Genomic DNA, 18,289 nt, shown 5'->3' with positions numbered 1-18,289 from the left:
CGCCTCATTGCGGCATCTGTGCAGAGGGTGGAACCTGACCGCCGTCGATCACCTGTCCGGGCGGGCGGCGCTGCTCGGCCGGGCCCGGGCTCATGTCGTCCTTGCGGCCGGGCGCGGCTGCCTTCGGTACATTGCGGCCCATGGAGCGAACATAGGCCGCGATCTCCCAGATCTGGTCATCCGGTATCTTCCGGCGAAACGACGGCATGCCATTCGGCCTGCCCTCGCGGATGGTCTGCACGATGTTCTCGATCTGCCCACCATAGATCCAGCGATCGTCCATCAGAGCCGGGCCGGACCCGCCGCCACCGTTGGCATGGCAGCCGTTGCAGTTGAACCACGTATAAAAGCGCTGACCCTGCGAGATGTGAAAGGCGTTCTCCTCATATTCCTTGCCGAGACCGGATCGGTATTCCGTCGGACCGCTCGGACCTGCCGACAGTGGCACGAGTGCGATCTTCTCCTGCGACTCGGCCGTCATAGGGTTCGCCCTGTACTCGCGGTCCTCGCGTTCGCAGGCGGCGAGCGCGAAAGCGACGAGCGGGAGGACCAGATACACCTTCATGGTGCCCGCTCCTCCTGTCGCAGGCCGCCATCGAGACGCGGAACGCCATATCCGGCCAGAATGGCTTCGATATCCACACGGCGTCGGGCGAGAACCGTATCGATTTCCTGACGCAGGGCCTCGTCCTCCTTGCGCACGGCCATGGAGATGTCGAAGACCATGGGCAACTGCGGCCCGTCGAAGGCCGGCCGCACGGGCGTGACTTTCAGCGGGACCTTTTCATGCTGGGCGAAGTAGCCCCCCAACGCCCCCCAGACGATCGCGACATCGATCGAGCCGTCGGCAAGCGCATCCAGAATGCGCGCCGGAGGATTCGGCTCATTGTAATCGCCATAGATCATGTATCCGCGCACGTTGTCGGTGATTCCGCGGCGAGCCAGGGCATGAGCAGGCGGCGTATTGGCGCCATCGTCACCGATCAGGTGCACGCCCACCTTCACTTGGCGAAGAACCGGATCGTCGAATGAGGAAATCTCGGGCCCGCTGGAGCGCGTCACGAAAACGTAGGATGTCCGGTAATAGGGGGCGGTCGTGCGGACGCCTTCGAGATTGGCAGGCAGGCCCGGAACGAGATCGCAGATCCCGGCCTTGAGGGTATTGCGGAGGAAGCCGCGACGCTGGGCCCACCAGATATAGCTGACCTCGACTTTCAGTTCCCGGGCGATCAGATCGACGATCTTGTTCTCGAACCCCTCCCCGGCCTTATTGGACATCGGCAAGTTGTTGGGATCGGCACAGACACGAAGCTCTCGTGCCTGTACGCCGCCCGACAAGATGAGAAGGGCCGCAACTGCACAAATTTTATGGGAGCTTGAACACATAGAGCGTCCCTCCCGTGGTGGTGACGTTCTTCAGGTCCCGCATGGCGTTGACGAAACCTGTAGCGGCCGTTCCGTCCCGAGGGTCGAGATCGCCGGACACGATCGCGCCAGCCCATCCGCCGACGCCGGACAGGATCGCCACATATTGCTTGCCGTCAGGTCCGCGATAGGTAGTCGGTTGCCCGATGATCCCGGATGCCGTCTTGAACTGCCACAACACCTCGCCCGTGCGGGCATGAACGGCCTTGAACCAGCCTTCCATGTTCCCGTAGAAAACCACGTCGCCCGCCGTCGCGAGCGCGCCGCTCCAGAGCGGGAAGCGCTCATTGATGGTCCAGAGCTCTTTGCCCTCCCTTACATCCCAAGCCGAGAACTCGCCCATATGTCCGCCGGGGCCAGGATGCACGCGGACTTCGGCCCCGACATAAGGTGTTCCGGCGATGTAGTTCGCCTCCACGCTCTCCCAGTCCATGCACAGGTTCTCGTGAGGGATGTAGAGAATGCCGGTCTTGTGCGAGAAGGCGCTCGGGTTCCAATCCTTCGAGCCGGACGCAGTGGGGCAGATGTCGCGGACGACACGGTTAATCACCGGTGCCTTGTCGGCATTGTATTGAAGCCGGCCCGTCTTCAGATCGACGCCAGTGACCGCCGTCAGCGCGGCGAATGGCTTGGCGGAGAGCACCTCGCCTGTCGTCCGATCGACGACATAGACGAAGCCGGTACGGCCGGGATGAACGAGCACCTTGCGCGGCTTTCCCTCCCACTCCATGTCGAGCAGAATCATCTCGTTGATGCCGTCCCAGTCGTGCAGGTCGTGTGGCGCCGTCTGGTAGAACCAGCGGGCCTCGCCGGAATCGGCATCGCGGGCGAAGATGCCCGCCGTCCACTTGTTGTCACCGGGGCGCTGGCTAGCATTCCAAGGACCAGGGTTGCCGGTGCCATAATAGATCAGGTTGAGGTCCGGATCGTAGGAGATCCAGCCCCAGACGGAGCCACCTCCCTGCTGCCAGGCATCCGCCGGCCAAGTTGTGACGCCGAGGTCTTTTCCCTTGTCGCTATCGTAGAAGGGCTTGAAGTCCGGACCGATCTTGACGTCCTGGTCCGGCCCCGTGCTGTAGGCCTTCCAGAGGCTTTGCCCCGAATTGGCGTCGAGGGCCTGGATCCACCCTCGTACGCCGTATTCCCCGCCGGAGATGCCGACGATCACTTTGTCCTTCACCACCAGCGGAGCCATCGTCATGGTCTCGCCCCGGTTGATATAGCCGAGCTTGGTCTTCCAGACTTCCTCGCCCGTTTCGGCATTGACTGCCACCACATGGGCATCGAGCGTCGTAAAGAAGACCTTGCCGTTGGAGAAGGTGGGACCGCGATTGACCACGTCGCAGCAGGCAACGCCCTGCGCCGCGGCCGCAGGCTTCGGGTTGTACTGCCATTTCATTGGGGCGCCCGGCTGCGTCAGGTCGAGGGCATAGAGAATATTGGGATAGGGGGAGAGCACGTACATCGTCGAGCCGACGACGAGCGGCGCGGACTCCTGCCCCTTGTTCACGCCGGTCGAGAAAGTGAAGGCGACCTGGAGATTCTTTACGTTCTCCGCGCTGATCTCAGACAGATCGCTGTAGCGCGTACTCGCGAAATTCTTCTGCGGAATCGTCCATTGCCCGTCCTCAGGCGTGGTAGCGAAGGGGGGAGGCGAGGGCTGAGGACCGGTCTGAGCACGGCTCGGGACAGAGAGCTGCAATAGCAGGGGAACAGCCAGAAGAATCGTGACGCGGAGATATCCCACGACGTGTTCTCCGGAACGCGAAGAGAAGGAACTTCAGCAATGCTCCACTCTAACTGTTCAGCTTTGGCTATGTTCCGAAAATGTGTTCGTAACCGAAATTAAATTGCAGCCGAGCTAGAACCCAAATCGCACCCAATAGGGACGAATGGAAATGCCATATCGATTGTTCGCTTCAATGAGGATATAGGCACTTAGAGCGCACAAAAATCCTATGATGAGCAGCGCAATCAGAAAGCCGGAATCGCTGAAAATGCGAAAGTCCTTCCTTAAGGATCTGCTCTTCGGCATTTTGATCGCCCCACTCTCGGCCGAGTGCTCGCCGCGAGAGCAACGGTGTCGTAGTTGAGCCGGTTCCCTCCCCTCAGCCCGACGACTGACATAGCTATTCCGGAACCAGGGGGTAAGGTCCGAGCACTAGCAGACAGCCGAGTTTCACATAGTTGAATGTCATGGCGAGCCGACCATGGGACAAGGCACATCCGACCGTGAGAGCGATCTCATTTCGCCATCAGTGCCGGACTTCGATTGCGGCACATCCAGCCCAAGGAGGAACCCATGGGCCATCAACGGCAAGACGATCAGAACCCGGGGAAGCAACGCCAGAACGAGCAGCGCGGCGGGCAAGGCATGCGCCAAGCCGACCAGCGCCAGGAAGAACAACGGCAGGAAGAACAACGCGGTAAACAGCAGAATCAACGTCAAGAAAATCAGCGTCAGAAGTAAGGCGCCTATTGTCCCACCTTTCGAGGCGAGTGGGTCAGACGGAGAAAGCGGGAGCGAGGCTTCACGGCCACGTTCCTTAAGTGTGTCTGCGAGGAATGCCATTGGAGCGCATTGCCCTGCTTCTTAACCCTCATATTCGTCTGTTCGGCACGGTCGACGAGGAGATGTTGGGCAGGTTCTTCGATCAACTGGCCAAGGCGCTCGAACGCGATGGTCCGATTGTGCTGGAATTGACTACACAGGGCGGCGAAGCTGATATCGGACGGCGCATGGCGCTCCAGATCCGCCTGAGTCGCGAGCATCTGAAACGCGAGATGATCTTCTTCGGCACAACGACCGTCTACTCAGCCGGGGTGGTTGTGATGGCGGCATTTCCTAACACCCACCGCTATCTCGCGCACGATACCGCGCTTCTGATCCATGGCCGCCGCATTGAAAAGGAAGAGTCTCAAGGCGGTCCGTTAACAGCCGTCCTTCAAATGACCAAGGCCAAGATCGCTGAGTTGGAGAAGGGAATCGAATTGGAACGGGCTGGCTTTGCCGAGCTCATTGCCGGTAGCGACGTGAGCGAAGAGGAAATCCGGCGTTGCGCCGAGACGAACTGGTATCTGACCGCCGAGGAGGCACTAAGACGAAAGCTGGTCGCCGGACTTGTCTAGTCAACAACAGCCGACGACCGATGCCTCCTTGGGAGACAACGTGTATCTGGGTCACGCGTATCATAGGTTAATGGCGAGACCTTCCCGATGACATAAGGCTGTCTATCCTCCCGGCACATGAGCCTCAGGAGCGTACCTACCTATGCCAGGAGACGAGAGCGTGGTCGACATCCACAAGGACAGTATCGCCTCGGACGAGAAAGGGGCGCTTGAAGAGATCCTCGACCTCCAGGGTGACCCTGGGCCAGAGCCGGCTCTTCCGCTACATGTCGCAACCTTTCTCGGCGAGAAGCTCCAAACCTTCTAAGCGCAACTGATGAGCGAGCCGGTCCCCGACCGTTTCGTTCAGCTCCTTGCTCAGTTGGATCGGGAGGGTCATAAGGGCGATGGCGACTGAGGACGACATTCGTCAGGAAATGCTGGTCACTATCCCGCACTTGCGTGCTTTTGCCATCTCGCTGAGCGGCAGCGTGGAGAAGGCGGACGATCTCGTCCAGGGTGCTCTGCTGAGAGGGTTGGAGAACCTGGACAAATTCCTCCCCGGTTCGAACATGCAGGCATGGCTACTCACGATCCTGCGCAACCTCTTCCACACTCAGTACCGCAAGCGCAAACGTGAAGTGGAAGATCCAGACGGCGTCATGGCCGGCAAATTGGCGGTAATGCCGGAACAGGGATCACACCTGGACTTCAAGGATATGCAGTCGGCTCTCGCGAAAATCAGCCTGGAGCAGCGCGAGGCGCTTCTGCTCGTCGCTGCCGAAGGTGTCTCGTACGAGGAGGCAGCGCAGATCTGCGACACGAATGTTGGCACGATCAAGAGCCGTGTTAACCGCGCCCGCACCCGGCTGGCGGAACTCCTGAAGGTTGGCGGCGGTGAAGACCTAGGGCCCGATCGCCTGGTCAAAGCTGCCCTGTTCTTGCAGTCGCCCTGAGCGCATTCCCAATGCACGGCAGGCGCAACGATCTGCCCTCCCCAGCCGCGGGTTCGTCAAGACTTACCGTTTGCAGCAGAGTTGGCCCTTGCAGCGGCAGCCGCCGGAGCATTCTCGACAGTCGCCTCGGAACGCTCCTCATTGCCCTCACGAAGCTCATTTTCGGCCCTGAGCCAATGGTCTCCAGGATTTCCCTTGCGTCCCTCGGTTTCCCATATCTCATAGGCCCTTTGCCTGATCCTTTCGTCCCGGCTAATATCGACAGACTCGGCAGACACTCCATCGGACATGATCTTCTCCCTTTTCGTGGACATCCTCCAATGATCGGCCCGCAGAAATGTTCACCTCGTTATCAGTTGGGTTCGGCCGGCTGGGGCACTTTCCCATGAGCAGGGACCCGTCGCGTCTCTTCTCTTTGTGTCCAGATTTGCCTTGGCCTTACGGGCCGCTAGATACGGTTTTCCCGAGGCGGCTAGTGCCTCCTGGAAACAAGTGCCGATGCCACGTTCACCTTCCTCTATCGTGTTCTGGGCTTTTGTTCTTTTAACGTCAGGTGTTGGCGGCTTTCTGGGCTATATCTACTCCGGTGTGTATGACATATCGGCGACCAAGCAGCATACGCCGCTGGTCTACTGGATCTTGAGCACGGCGCGGCGCCAATCGGTCCAGTCGCATGCCTCCAAAGAGCCGCCGCCATTGGACTTAGCCAACGCAGATGTTATCGCCAGGGGGCTCGTCCTGTTCGAGAACCATTGTCTGCAATGCCATGGCGCACCGGGAGTTGCGCCCGGCGTGATCGGTCTCGGAATGAATCCCTCCCCGCCGAACTTCGCCCAAATGGGCCGGGATCTGTCCGCACCCGAGATGTATTGGTCCATCTCGAACGGGATCAAGCTGACAGGAATGCCGGCATGGAGGTTTCGTCTCAGTGAAGACGAGCGTTGGGCCCTTGTGGCGTTCCTGAAAAGTGCTCCGAAGCTGACGCCCGCAGAATACCGGGCACTTCGACCCGGCCGGACATCGGCCCGCATGGGCGGATCGAATGCCCCCGATTCCGAGGCCCCATGGGAGCGGGAGGGCGCAGTGCAGCGCGGTCGGATCGCGATCGGGCAATATGCGTGCTCAACCTGTCATTTCATACCCGGCATCCGGGGCCCCGACGCCCAGGTAGGACCACCTCTGGCCGGTATCGCCGAACAGACCTATATCGCCGGCGTTCTAACGAACGAGCCGGCGCATATGATCGAGTGGCTGCGTCATCCACAGAGGGTCAACCCGCTCTCCGCCATGCCAGACCTGGGCGTGACCGAGCGAGATGCGCGTGACATCGCCGCTTATCTTTATTCAATGCGTTAGGCATCCTACCAACGATCGGCGCTCGTGCAACCGCTCTCGACAGGCGAGGTCTCAGTTAGGCCGACATAGAGGACGCGCTTCGGATGCACCGTCCGACGCACCGCCGCCCCGAAGTCCGGATCGCCTTCGCCCATAGGCGTCGCGAGCACATGCGTGTGGGCGTATAGGTTCTTCGCTGGAAGCATGATGTCGGGATGGGCATCGATCCAGAGCACGGCCAAGTTGTCGCCGTAGCGCTCGCTGAGATAGGCGATCGGCGCCAGATCGACGTGGTAGTCCCCGCCCAGCGTCACGATCGCCTCCGGGCTATGCTGGTCGATAGCCGTGCGAGCGGCAACGAGCTGCTCGAGCAGAGCCTAACGCGAGACGATGCCGCGTTCGACGGGCCGCTCGTCTCTCACGGCGAAGGGAACCGAGACGGTCTCCTCCGGCCCTTGCGGCACAGGCGCGATGGCGGCCAGCGCCCGTCCTCCGATGCGGTAGTTGGGCCCCGGTCACCACCCTGCCACTGCGGCAAGTTGAGGCGCAAAACCTTGCGTGGGTCGATCGCCATGGCTCAAATCCTTCCCCCGGGTTCGCGCGACGCTGATGTGGAAGTGTAATCAACGGATGCCGCCGCGCCACCGCCATGTCGATCGAGGCTTCTCTAGACGTCAGAGACGGGTCGATTACGTTGAAAAACTCCGCCGATCGGGCCGCTGGATTCCCGTCTTAGCTTCTTAACGACTGGGTGCTGACTAGAACCCAAGGCCGCTGGCCTCAGCCCTCGCCCTTCCTCACTCAGGCAGCCGCTGCCGCAGCCAGCCGAGCCATACGGCGCAGGTTTTGAGCGATGTTGCATGAGGTTGCGAACTACGGTGTTCCAGCTAACGGATGTGCCTGATCGCGCACTTCTTCATGGACGCTACGCAGCACCTTACGGTCAGGATGTTCGGGCAGAACAGCGCCTTGAGCTCGCATGGTTGGCAATCCCTTTGAGGCACGGTACTTGCGAATGCCGTCATGAGCACTGTCGGTGTGCGCCACCGCGTAGTTGCGCAGGAACTGTTGCAGTAGCTTGCCGGCCGGACAGGTGTACTGGGCGGACATAGTCAGGCATGAAGCTCTCTCTACTTCTTTGCCGAACACGGCTCCGACAGGCCCCGGTGCACCTGTGCCCCGACGGCGTCCGTCGGCGACGGTGCCCATGATCTTGTTCTTCAGGGTCGGCGTGACCCTGTCCTTCCCCGACTGCAGAGCGTCAAAGGCAGCCTTGGCGACAACCGCCGGATCGTCCTTGCTCTTGGACGCGCCGACCTTCGTGTCGAGCATGTCCGCGCGGTTGAAGAAGTTGGTGTCTGTCACCCCCGGCATGAGCACCGTGACGCCGATGTCCGTGTCCTTCAGCTCGTTTCGCAGTGCCTCGCCGAACCAGCGCAGAAAGACCTTCGTCCCGCCATAGACCGCCTCGAACGGATCCGGCATGGTCGCGGCGATCGAGGACGTGAACAGCAGTTTCCCGCTGTTGCGCGCCACCATGTCCTTCAGGACGTACTTGGTGAGCTGTACGGCACCGCGCACGTTCAGGTCGATCATCTTGAGCTCGGTTTCGAGATCGGTTTCTGCAAACGCTCCACCGAGGCCGATGCCCGCATTGACGCACAGGACATCGACGGGCCTGTTCGGCGATCGAAGCGCCTCGTAGAGGCTTCTGACACCGTCTTCACGCGACAGATCGGCGGCATGGGTCGTGATCTGGGTGCCGTCGGCCGAAAGCTGACGAGCCGCTTCCGACAGGTGTCCGGGATTCTCGGCAGCGATCAGGACGTCATAGCCGTTCCGGGCGAACTGACGAGCGAGTTCGAGACCGATCCCGTTGGAGCCACCGGTCACGACAGCGTAAGGACGTGTGGACGCGTCGCTCACGAGCAATTCCTTTGTTTATCGATCGTTCAACGATTGGATGGCTGCTATTTCTGAGCCGGTGACTGATTGACGGAGCCGGTCGCGCCGCCCCCGCTCTGGTCGATACGCCAGAGCTGCGTCGTCAGGCTCTTGGGCGCATCGGGTTTGAAGAAGGCTGAGTCCTGGATGCGCGAGGTGGTGACATAGACGGCACCGTCCGGACCCTCCGCGAAGGTGTCGGGCCAACGCAGGCGCTTGTCCTGGACCAGGATCCTCGGCTCTGCCTTCGGGCCCGCAGAGAGATCCCGCACCTTGACGGCATCCTCCTCCAGAGCGGTCACATACATGAGCCCGCTCTGGCGGCCGATGAGCAGGCCGTCCGCAACGCCGTTCTTGCCGTAGTCCTCGACCTCGAGGCCGATGTCCTGTCCCGCTTGCAGCCCCTTGGTTTCCAAGACATCCGTGGCGATCCGATAGAGTGTCTTCCCCTTGATCGCCTGCCAGTAGAGGTGGCGGCCATCGGGCGAGAGGGCGATGCCATCCGCCGCGAATTCGACTCCGCGTCCGTCGGGGCGGCGCAGTTCCTTGCCGTCAGCCTTGACCACGAGACCCTTCTCCGGCTGTGTCGAGGGGTGACCGTCGAGGACGCGCTTGGCCTTGCCGCGGGCAAGATCGACCACAACGATCGCGCCCTTCGCGCCGGAATCCGTGATGTAGGCGTGCCGCCCGTCGGGCGAGAAGCGCACGTCATTGAGGTAGCTCCCCTGCGGCGCGACCGTCTCGTCGAAGGCGATGGTCTGCGCGACGCGGTTGGACGCCAGATCGATCCGGACCAGCTTCGGGCCGTTCTGCACCACCTGGGCCTGAGCGGGAGCCGCCGGATCGAGAACCCAGACGTTTCCCCGCTGATCGGCCACCACGCTCTGCACGCAGATCCAGTGGTCCTGCGGCGTCATCTCGTCCTTGCGGGCATTGCGCCAGGCGTTCCAATCCTCGTCGGGGAACGGCTTGATCGATCCATCCTTCATCACCTCGGCAACGGAGATCGGGGAATCCTCGGTCCAACGCGGGAAGTTGACGAAGATCCGGCCGTCCTGCGAGACGGTCACTCCTGTCACCTGATGCGGGAACTCGGCGACCTGCTCGAGCTTGGACGTCGCACCGCCCGGGACTGCCGGCTGCGCGACAGCCGCTCCGGTCGAGGCCATGCCTGCTGCAAGGCAAACACCGGCGAGAAGCCGGACAGAGGAAGTGAGATCTGGCACGAGAGTGCTCCGTAGTTTGGGTTGGAGGCGCGGGCCGGACACTCCTGCGTCCGGCCCGCGCCCATCACCGTGCTGCCCGGTGGTTACTGCTTGGGGCGCTGGGTCGTCGAACCTGTCGTAGAGTGCTTTGCGAAAGCCTCCCTCAGGTCCTTCACCGCGACTTCCTGAGCCTTCTTGGCATCGTCGAGGACGGCATCCATGCCGAAGAACTCGTGCGTCACGCCCGCGTAGACATGACGTGCCGTCTCCACTCCGGCGGCCTTGAGGTTGTCGGCAAGGAGCTTGCCGTCGGATTCGAGAGGATCGATCTCGGCGTTGATGAGCGTGGCCGGGGGCAGTCCCTTCAGGTCGGCCTTGGAATAGAGGTTGAGAAGCGGGCTCTGCTTGTCCTCGGGCTTGCCGAGATACTTGTCGGCAAACCACTCCATGCCGGCCTTGGAGAGCGGCATCGCCTTCTCGTTCTTCTGATACGATGGTGTCGTCATGTCCGTCCCGGCCACCGGATAGACGAGCAGCATGTGCACGGGCATCTGCACCTTCTGATCGCGGGCCATGATCGCTGTCGAGGTGGCAAGATTGCCGCCGGCGGACTCGCCGGCAACCGCCACGCGGGCGGCATCGCCGTTGAACTGGCCGGCGTTCTCCAGCACCCACTTGTAGGCGGCAAAGGCGTCGTCGTGAGCGGCCGGGAACTTGTTCTCCGGCCCTTTGCGGTACTCGACCGAGGCCACGATCGCGTTGGCTTTCTTCGCCAATGCCATGGCGGAGGACTCGTAGGTGTCGATGTCGGCAATGACCCAGCCCCCCCCGTGATAGTAGACGATCACCGGCAGGGGACTGGATGCCCCTTCAGGCGTGTAGATACGGATCGTCTGGGTGCCGCCGGCGGTCGGATAGGTCATGTCCTTCTTGGCCACCTTCATCGCGGCCATGAGGGCGAGCGGATCCTTACCCTGATCCTTGAGCACAGCCTTCACGGCATCGGCGGGGGTGGGCTGGCTGCGGGCCTGCTCGACCGAGAGCTGTTCGATCGGCTTGGCGCCAAGTTCCTGGAGCTTCATCAGCACCGGGCGCATGTCTTCCTTGTCGGCGCGCTGCATGGTGCCGCTGTCCTGGGCCGCCGGCTGGGCTTGCGGCGACTTTGACTGCGCGAACGCCATTGGCGTTCCAAGGCCGAGTAGAACGGTCAGGGAAGCGCCAGTGAGCGCCAGACGGGCATGGGTTGTCATTCTCGCAAATCCTCGATGGGCAGGAGTGTCAGGGTCCAGTTTTTTCGGACAGGTAATGGTCGCGGGTGACAACTATCCCGATATGCCGTTGTTCCGACCTCAACCCTTTGGCCGTGCCCGGGAAAGCTTGAGGGCAGTTTCCGTCAATACGGACGACGACAGGGCGCGACGGTTAGACGATAGAGCACGTCCGCGCGCATGCCGAGATGAGTTGCTTCAGATGACCTTCACCGCGAGTTCGGCGTGAACTCAGAGGACGAAAAACATCACACGGGAACTGCTCCGAATGCTGACTCGTAGGCTCTGCCCGGATTGTTTCGGTCCGCTCCACCCCCCATCCGCTACCGGCGGGATGGGTTAAGCTCGAAGGCTGACTAGGGCTGAGCGAGCCTGCGTGGAGTTGGAAAACGGAGTTCACCGCCATACTGGAGGCACGGGATGGATAATACCCGAAAGTTTGCCGATGCTGTTCTTGCCGGGTTGAAGACGCAGCAAGGCTTCCGCGAGTGGTGGGCCACCATCGACCCGGAGATGCAGAACAAGATCATGGAAGCGATTGGAACTGTTGCTATTGAAGCGTTCGGTAACAGCGAGCAGGTGTCAATGGCAGCAGTCGCCACTCTGTCAATAACCATGTCCGGTTCGGCTTGCCCTCCCGTGGCTCCATGGCATTCCCGATCAGGTGTCAGGTGTCCCCCCGGGATTCCAGCGTTCCTCGGCATGGGAGGCAATCACTCCCAGGTCAGGCTTCTCTGCCACTCGGCGTCCAACTAGGAACTAATCGGCACTCGCCTTCGTTGGTGCCCACCATGGCGAGCTTGAAAGACAACGGTCAGAGGATCCTTAGCGACAACCGCTCTCTCATTCTCGGTGCCCCGATCCTCCTCGGATTCCGGTGGTTTGGCGTTCCGCTTGGATCGTGGGGTGTCAGCGCACTTCGCAGGTCCCTCGGGGTCCGGTGACGGCGTCGCATGCATCACCGCCAGTTCAGCGTAAACGACCAGCCCACAAAGCCGCCGCCGCTTCCCAGCCAGGTCCGGGATGGCCGTGTTCACGCCTACCTCTATGAGGCCGACGGCCATGATTGCGAGGTGGCCCTTGACGAGGCCTGCATTCGGGATTTGGGTGAGCGCAGCCTGCTCTGGGTCGATGTGGGTGCGCGCGACCGTCAGACCCTCGAGCATCTGGCCAGACTCTTCAATCTCGACGACACTTCGGTTCGCGAACTCCTGCGCTCGCAGGACGACCTCTATCTCGACAATTATGGCGAGTACTTCCAGTTCGACGTCGTGGCGCTCAGCCCGTCAGACGACAACGGGCACGAGAAGCTAATGCCTGGGCACAATGCTGTGCACCTGGAGTTTCTCGTCGGGCCGCGATGGATCATCACCGTCCATGACGGGGACTTGCCGTTCCTGGAAGCTTTCCGCGAACAGGACAAGGGCGAAACCCTGATTGGTGCCCTGAGCCCGCCGGCCTTGGTGGCCTCACTGCTGGACTGGCACCTCACCGCCTACTTTGAGGCGCTCGCAGGTCATGAGGCCTTCCTGGATCGACTCGACGAAGTGATACTCACCCGATCCGCCAAGCAGAGCCTGCTGTCGGGCGTCGTCGAGGTGCGCCGGCGCGTGTCGCGGCTCAGGCGTCTTCTCGCAGCCCAGCGTCTTGTGTTCTACGGTTTGTCCCGGCCCGACTTCAGCCATGTGGTGGAATCGGACGCGGCCTCGCATTACCGCTCGCTGGAGCGGCGCTTCGAGCGGGCGGTGGATGCTGTCGACCATTCCAGGGATCTGGTCAACGGCTCATTTGACCTCTTCACCACTCGCACGGCCGAGGCCACCAACGATCTGGTCCGGCGCCTCACCTTTGTGACTGTGCTGCTGGGCGCGATCAGCGCCATTGCCGGGATCTTCGGCATGAACTTCGAGATGCCATACAAGCAAGCGGGCGTGCTCGAGTTCTGGGCGGTGGTCGGGATACTGGTGACCTTGAGCACGGCTGCCACCCTGTTCGCCCGGCGCAGAGGCTGGATCTAGGCAAAGGTCACCTCATCGGGGCGCCCCTTGGCTTTAGTGATCGCGGCCGAGGACCGGATAGCTGGGCCTGTCGACGATTTTCGGCTTTGCCCGGCGATCGGGCGGGCAGGTGCGCATCTATTCCGAGGTCGGCCAAGGGACCGCGGTATAAGTCTACCTGCCGCGCCATATAGGCGACGCTCTCGCCGTCGATCCGCTTGCCACGCTGGTGAACGCTCCGCAGGCCCCAGCAGAGAGAGAGACGCAAGGAGCATTGCGGCAGAGCGGAGCCACCTCATATCCGCCTCATGGGCTGACAGAGAAACCGCAACAGCGTATCCCGAAGCCCCAAAGATACCACGGATCTGGTGGCTTTTACGACCAAACGCCGTTCCGGTGTGCATCAGGGACAGCCCTGAGGTCCTGACATGAAAACCCAAGAACCAGGGAGTTTTGAAGGGCAGCTTTGGGTCCAATTTGTGAAGTTTAGGTATGCCCGCTAAAGGTCCGCTAACCGTGAGAGACCAGATCTTTATGCCTTCATCACGCGACGCTCTGTAGCAACACTGTGGATAAGCTGGGAATGGACGGAGGTTAGGCGTCGAACGACTCAATTCGCCATTCCCGCTCCTAAGATCCGCTCGACCTCCCTGAGCGAGCACTGCCCGCCTCAACGTTTGGCTACCTATTGGCTACCTGGAGGAAAACAGATCAAAGGACAAATGCCGGTAACCCTTTGATATTATTGGTGAGCGCGCTGGGACTCGAACCCAGGACCCTCTGATTAAAAGTCGGGGGCTCCATGAGCGTCCCGAACTAAAATAATTCCCTTTCGCTTCTGCAGCTTAGCCCAAGCGATTGTGTGTGTGCGTAGATGAAATTACTTTGCGCGCGAAGCGTCGGTGGTTTCAGGTCCCCGCAACCAAATCTTCAACCTGGACACAATGCCCTCGACCAAAATCGCCGGGAGCCTTCGACGTTCACGGGAGGCACACAAGTCCAGTAAAGGCCTCCTTGCGAAAACCTTGACGACTATCGCCCCGCAGCGGCAGGCGGTCCCGGCGGCACGGGTTCCCTTTAACCTCGACAAAGCCCCCTCACCCAATGCCTCGGACCGGAAACGATCTAAACGTGGATCCGCTGTTCGAAGGTAGCCGCTTTCACACGACGAATTTCAGCGTAGGTCGAGCGTGTATGGCTCAACGCATGAAGGCCGGTCTCGCAACCGGCCTTCTCGCTGGAACAGATGCCAGATGCTTAAGCAACCAGCTTCATGCCAGGCGTACCGATGGTCCCAACTACGCGTGCTCTCACACGGCGAGCATCACCGGGAAGATAGGCGATCGGGATATCCTCGGCATCGACGAGGCTGATCGTGTTCAGATCGGCTCCGGCCTCCACGGCGCGCTGGGTTGCGATCTCCTGCGCAGCGGCAAGTGCCGCGTCGCGGCTCATGTCGGAAAACACCTGGTCGACTTCGCCCGACACCTGAGCCATCGCGGCGCCGAGCGCGTTCGCGACACCGGCATGCTCCACATGGACCACCTCGCTCACCCCTGAGAGCTCACGCGGCACGAGGAAGGCTCCGCCACCCACGACGATGATCGGCATGTCGCCGGCCGAGGTCTTCATGCGATCGACGCCATCCTCGATCATCTGATGAATACCCTTCAGACGGCTATAGACCAGCGAGCGGTCGAGGTGCTTTACCCGGTCACGATCACCAATTTCGACGATGCCTGCAGCCACCGCGATGTCGGTCGTGGTCAGCGTATCGCCGCCGAAGACGAGCGCCTTCTCAGTGATGCGGTAACCGACGCTCCGCGGGCCGATCCTACCTGTTTCCGGATCGATGATCGTGCCGCCTCCGAGCGCCATCGGCAGGAGGTCCGGCATGCGGAACAGGGTCCTGACGCCACCGACCTCGACGATGTTGTTGGCCTCGCGCGGGAAACCGTTGACTAGGCAGCCGATGTCGCTGGTGGTACCGCCGACATCGATCACCATGCCCTCGGTCCGACCGGACAGGAAGGCGGCGCCGCGCATGGAGTTGGTGGGACCGGATGCAAAGCTGTAGACAGGGTTCGCCGCCGCGACCTCAGCCAGCACAACGGTGCCATCGTTCTGCGTCAGGTAGAACGGGGCACGGATGCCGACGCTGGCCAGGGCGCTCCGGAACGCCTCGACCGTCGTCTGCCCCAGGCTCTGCAGCGAGGCGTTGAGGAGCGTCACATTCTCCCGCTCCAGTAGGCCGATCCGACCCAGCCGATGGGAGAGCGTGATCCTGGCCTCAGGGAGCACCGAGGACACGATCTCCGCCGCTTCGACCTCGCACTCCGCCGTCAGTGGAGAAAAGAGAGCCGTGATGCCGACGGCGGTGATGCCTGCGTCGCGGATGCGCATGGCCGCATCGCGAATCGCATCACGGTCCAGCGGAACCAGCGGACGTCCGTCATATTCATGGCCGCCCGCAACCATGAAGGACAGGGGATTGACGGAGGCGCGCAGATCGGCGGGCCAATCCACCATCGGCGGCAGGGAGGCCGCCGCCGGCATGGCGATGCGGATCGCCGCCACACGGTCCAGCCGTGCGCGCTCCACCACCGCGTTGGTGAAGTGGGTGGTGCCGATCATGACGGCGTCGATATCCAGTGGAGCATCGCCCTGCGCTTTCACAAGACGCTGGATGCTGTTGATCACGCCGGACATGACGTCCGAGGTCGTAGGTGACTTGACGGCTGCCAGAACCGTCGATTTGTCGATCAGGACGGCATCCGTGTTGGTGCCGCCGACGTCAATGCCGATGCGCTTCATGCTGCGAATACCGATTTGAAGTCGAGGTCGTAACCGAAGGCCCTGGGACCGACATGGTCCAGGCCCTTGGGGGTGAGAAGGACGTCCGGTGCCGGCAAGGCAATGACCGTGACCCGCTGGCCGTAGCGGAGCGTCTCAGTCCCGATGGCCTCTCCGGATACGGTGTCCAGAACGCAGATGAGATCCGGCGTCATCACGATTGGCTCGCCGTCGCGGAAACCCACCGCCCATTCGTTCTGGAAGGCGAGCTCGAGCTTGCTGCCACGATCGGCATCGAGGCCCTCCATGGTCGCCGTACCACGCAGGAAGCCGCCGGTCGTCGTGCGGTCCATGTCGGCAACCTTGCCCTTGAACAGGATCTTTCCACCTTCGTGCTCAAGAACCGCGGCGATCGGATCGGCGTGGGCGGCCCGTGCTTCGAGCACCGCCCGGCCGAGGCGGGTTGCCTTGGTGACCGTGTGCAGCACGCCCCATTCCTTCACTTCCTTGCCGGTGCGAGGCGCCTTGCAGGTCGCGGAGGTGGAGCCGACTTCGGTGCAGACCTTGCGCGAGATACGCTCCATCCACTTCCATGAAGCAGCGCGAGCCACCACGACCTCGTTGTCGCGGCAATCCACCAAGCTCAGCGGGTACATCCGCAGATCGCCGATAGCGAAGCTGGTCATCTGCGCTTCGGGGTAGGCGCGTCCCATGGCGTCGGCATCGACGACCGGATAATCGAGGATGGCGCCGGCCAGGAACGGCGAGATCGCGTTGCCGCCGCCAATCTCCACGCTCATGATGGCGCGAAACTTCTTGCCCAGGTACTCTTCCATCACCTGCACGGCGCGGGCGAGGTGTGCCGGGTCGACGAGCCGCTCCTGCCCCACCAGGGGCGCGCCCATCTTGGAGACAACCGCGACATAATCGTCATCGGCCAGGGCGGCCGGGTCGATCAGCTTGCAGGTTTTGCCCTCAGCATAAAGCTGTTTCAGGTTGAGTTGGGCAAGATAGGGACTGCCGCCACCGCCAGTTCCCAGGATCCAGGCTCCGATAGCCAAAGGATCGATTTCGTCTGCCCCGAATTCGCGGATCATTGATCTTCCTCCGGTGATATCGAAAACCGTATCGATCCCAGGAGCATGCCGAAATAAGGGTGTGCACCTAATTGGTCGGGGCACGCAACGACGGTGCGGTCACCGCTTGTTCCACCACCTACTCTCGCTGTACATGTTTATCATGCAGACGAGCACCGAATGTAACATTACTCAGAGCCGAGATGCTGGTGCGCCAGCCCTGCTGAACGTGGCATTCGTCAGTGTCGGACAAACGCCACGCTTCGATCTGGTCCCCGACCTCCTGGCTCAGCTCGATCTCCCGATAGCGGCCACCGAGTTCGGCTGCCTGGACGGCTTGTCCGACGAAGAGATCATGGCACTCGCACCGCACCCGTCCGAGCAGGCCATCGTCTCGCGCCTTGCAGATGGAAGTGATATCGTTCTGTCCAAACCGGGCGTGGCCGAGCGCATGGCGCAGATCGTATCCCGATTCGCGCCTTCGGATTTCGACCTCGTGGTCATTCTCACCACAGGGCTTTTCAGGGATTTCGAAAGCCGCTGCCCGACCGTGAACGCTCAGCGAGCCATCGAATCCGGTATCTTGTCCCTGGCCTCCCAAGGAACGGCAGTCGGCCTGATCCAGCCGCTCGCGCAGCAGGTCGATGAGATCGCCCTCCCCGCCTTGTCAGCCTACCGGGTTCTGAAGAGCCACGCATCACCGGGCGACAAGGGCGCGCTGGCGCGGGCCCTGGTCGACCTTGCAGAGAGCGAAATCATCGTCCTGAATTCCGTAAGCTTCACCGATGCGGACCGGATGATGGTGACCCGGGCCAGCGGAAAGCCTGTGGTTCTTGCGCGCCGACTTGTGGCAGGTGCCATGAGGCTCCTTCTCGATGGGCGCCCGGAAATGCCCCGCTCTTACGATTCCTCGCCGATTCTGGCAGAGCGGCTGGCGCGTCTGACCCCGAGGGAGCGGCAGGTCCTTTCCCTGGCAGCGGAGGGCCTGTCCAACAAGGCGATCGGACGCCAGCTCGGCATCAGCCCGAAGACCGTCGAGATCCATCGCTCCAAGGTCATGAGCAAAATGGAAGTGTCCTCGACGGGAGCGCTTATTCGGCTCATCGTTTCGGCAGAGCACCCTGGTTTTTGAGGCAATTGCCAGGTTTTTAGCCATTAGTATTTGTACGGGCATTCCCCTAT

General features: G+C 61.6%; 19 protein-coding genes. 8 read left to right on the top strand and 11 right to left on the bottom strand.

What is annotated here, in order from left to right:
• Positions 1-4 precede the first annotated feature (4 nt).
• The 4 genes from JKL46_RS22955 to JKL46_RS22940 form a co-directional block, all read right to left on the bottom strand.
• Positions 5-565, bottom strand: a complete 561-nt coding sequence (locus JKL46_RS22955; protein WP_201837737.1) for a c-type cytochrome — start codon at positions 563-565, stop codon at positions 5-7.
• The gene (locus JKL46_RS22950; protein ID WP_201837735.1) at positions 562-1,386 is read right to left on the bottom strand and encodes a substrate-binding domain-containing protein; all 825 of its coding nucleotides are present in this window, start codon (positions 1,384-1,386) and stop codon (positions 562-564) included. Before JKL46_RS22950 ends, JKL46_RS22955 begins: the two co-directional genes overlap by 4 nt.
• The gene (locus JKL46_RS22945) at positions 1,367-3,172 is read right to left on the bottom strand and encodes a PQQ-dependent dehydrogenase, methanol/ethanol family (RefSeq protein WP_201837733.1); all 1,806 of its coding nucleotides are present in this window, start codon (positions 3,170-3,172) and stop codon (positions 1,367-1,369) included. The genes JKL46_RS22950 and JKL46_RS22945 overlap by 20 nt, the downstream gene beginning before the upstream one ends.
• 447 nt (positions 3,173-3,619) lie before the next feature.
• Complete coding sequence (locus JKL46_RS22940; protein WP_201837731.1) at positions 3,620-3,874, bottom strand: hypothetical protein; 255 nt, start codon at positions 3,872-3,874, stop codon at positions 3,620-3,622.
• 122 nt (positions 3,875-3,996) lie between these two features.
• Between JKL46_RS22940 and JKL46_RS22935 the strand changes: the two genes are divergently transcribed.
• The 4 genes from JKL46_RS22935 to JKL46_RS22920 all read left to right on the top strand — a co-directional run bounded on the left by JKL46_RS22935 (position 3,997) and on the right by JKL46_RS22920 (position 5,489).
• Positions 3,997-4,554: an ATP-dependent Clp protease proteolytic subunit gene (locus JKL46_RS22935; protein WP_201837729.1), complete on the top strand. Its 558-nt coding sequence runs from the start codon at positions 3,997-3,999 to the stop codon at positions 4,552-4,554.
• Between the two features lie 160 nt (positions 4,555-4,714).
• Entirely contained in the window at positions 4,715-4,861 is a 147-nt protein-coding gene (locus JKL46_RS22930) for a hypothetical protein (RefSeq protein WP_201837727.1), read from the top strand.
• Positions 4,862-4,867: 6 nt separating this feature from the next.
• Entirely contained in the window at positions 4,868-4,951 is an 84-nt protein-coding gene (locus tag JKL46_RS36920) for a NepR family anti-sigma factor (protein ID WP_425493292.1), read from the top strand.
• Entirely contained in the window at positions 4,941-5,489 is a 549-nt protein-coding gene (locus tag JKL46_RS22920; RefSeq protein WP_201837725.1) for a sigma-70 family RNA polymerase sigma factor, read from the top strand. Before JKL46_RS36920 ends, JKL46_RS22920 begins: the two co-directional genes overlap by 11 nt.
• A gap of 56 nt (positions 5,490-5,545) precedes the next feature.
• Here the strand turns inward: JKL46_RS22920 and JKL46_RS22915 are convergent, their stop codons facing one another.
• On the bottom strand, positions 5,546-5,779 hold the full coding sequence (locus tag JKL46_RS22915) for a DUF2934 domain-containing protein (protein ID WP_201837722.1): 234 nt from the start codon (positions 5,777-5,779) through the stop codon (positions 5,546-5,548).
• 208 nt (positions 5,780-5,987) lie between these two features.
• On the opposite strand from JKL46_RS22915, the gene JKL46_RS22910 reads away from it, so the two are divergent.
• Positions 5,988-6,845 (top strand): c-type cytochrome, encoded by an 858-nt coding sequence (locus JKL46_RS22910; RefSeq protein ID WP_201837720.1) that lies wholly within the window; start codon positions 5,988-5,990, stop codon positions 6,843-6,845.
• 5 nt (positions 6,846-6,850) lie between these two features.
• Here the strand turns inward: JKL46_RS22910 and JKL46_RS22905 are convergent, their stop codons facing one another.
• The 4 genes from JKL46_RS22905 to JKL46_RS22885 all read right to left on the bottom strand — a co-directional run bounded on the left by JKL46_RS22905 (position 6,851) and on the right by JKL46_RS22885 (position 11,223).
• Complete coding sequence (locus JKL46_RS22905; protein WP_201837718.1) at positions 6,851-7,138, bottom strand: arginase family protein; 288 nt, start codon at positions 7,136-7,138, stop codon at positions 6,851-6,853.
• Positions 7,139-7,697: 559 nt separating this feature from the next.
• Complete coding sequence (locus JKL46_RS22895; RefSeq protein ID WP_343074100.1) at positions 7,698-8,750, bottom strand: SDR family NAD(P)-dependent oxidoreductase; 1,053 nt, start codon at positions 8,748-8,750, stop codon at positions 7,698-7,700.
• Positions 8,751-8,794: 44 nt separating this feature from the next.
• A complete protein-coding gene (locus tag JKL46_RS22890) occupies positions 8,795-9,937 on the bottom strand; it encodes an L-dopachrome tautomerase-related protein (protein WP_201837792.1) in 1,143 nt (380 codons plus the stop codon).
• 140 nt (positions 9,938-10,077) lie between these two features.
• Positions 10,078-11,223 (bottom strand): alpha/beta hydrolase, encoded by a 1,146-nt coding sequence (locus JKL46_RS22885; RefSeq protein ID WP_201837715.1) that lies wholly within the window; start codon positions 11,221-11,223, stop codon positions 10,078-10,080.
• 438 nt (positions 11,224-11,661) lie between these two features.
• Here JKL46_RS22885 and JKL46_RS22880 point away from each other — a divergent pair, with 438 nt between their 5' ends.
• Together JKL46_RS22880 and JKL46_RS22875 are read left to right on the top strand one after the other, a co-directional pair.
• Positions 11,662-11,997: a hypothetical protein gene (locus tag JKL46_RS22880; protein ID WP_201837713.1), complete on the top strand. Its 336-nt coding sequence runs from the start codon at positions 11,662-11,664 to the stop codon at positions 11,995-11,997.
• A gap of 197 nt (positions 11,998-12,194) precedes the next feature.
• The gene (locus JKL46_RS22875; RefSeq protein WP_201837711.1) at positions 12,195-13,259 is read left to right on the top strand and encodes a magnesium transporter CorA family protein; all 1,065 of its coding nucleotides are present in this window, start codon (positions 12,195-12,197) and stop codon (positions 13,257-13,259) included.
• Between the two features lie 1,236 nt (positions 13,260-14,495).
• Here JKL46_RS22875 and JKL46_RS22870 read toward each other — a convergent pair.
• Together JKL46_RS22870 and JKL46_RS22865 are read right to left on the bottom strand one after the other, a co-directional pair.
• Positions 14,496-16,052 (bottom strand): hydantoinase/oxoprolinase N-terminal domain-containing protein, encoded by a 1,557-nt coding sequence (locus JKL46_RS22870; protein WP_201837709.1) that lies wholly within the window; start codon positions 16,050-16,052, stop codon positions 14,496-14,498.
• Positions 16,049-17,128 (bottom strand): S-methyl thiohydantoin desulfurase family protein, encoded by a 1,080-nt coding sequence (locus tag JKL46_RS22865; protein ID WP_201837707.1) that lies wholly within the window; start codon positions 17,126-17,128, stop codon positions 16,049-16,051. The genes JKL46_RS22870 and JKL46_RS22865 overlap by 4 nt, the downstream gene beginning before the upstream one ends.
• Before the next feature lie 208 nt (positions 17,129-17,336).
• Between JKL46_RS22865 and JKL46_RS35695 the strand changes: the two genes are divergently transcribed.
• The gene (locus tag JKL46_RS35695) at positions 17,337-18,239 is read left to right on the top strand and encodes an AroM family protein (RefSeq protein ID WP_343074099.1); all 903 of its coding nucleotides are present in this window, start codon (positions 17,337-17,339) and stop codon (positions 18,237-18,239) included.
• Positions 18,240-18,289 lie beyond the last annotated feature (50 nt).

It is taken from the genome of Microvirga zambiensis WSM3693, assembly GCF_016735695.1.
GTDB lineage: Bacteria > Pseudomonadota > Alphaproteobacteria > Rhizobiales > Beijerinckiaceae > Microvirga > Microvirga zambiensis.
This window is presented reverse-complemented; position numbering and strand designations above follow the sequence as displayed.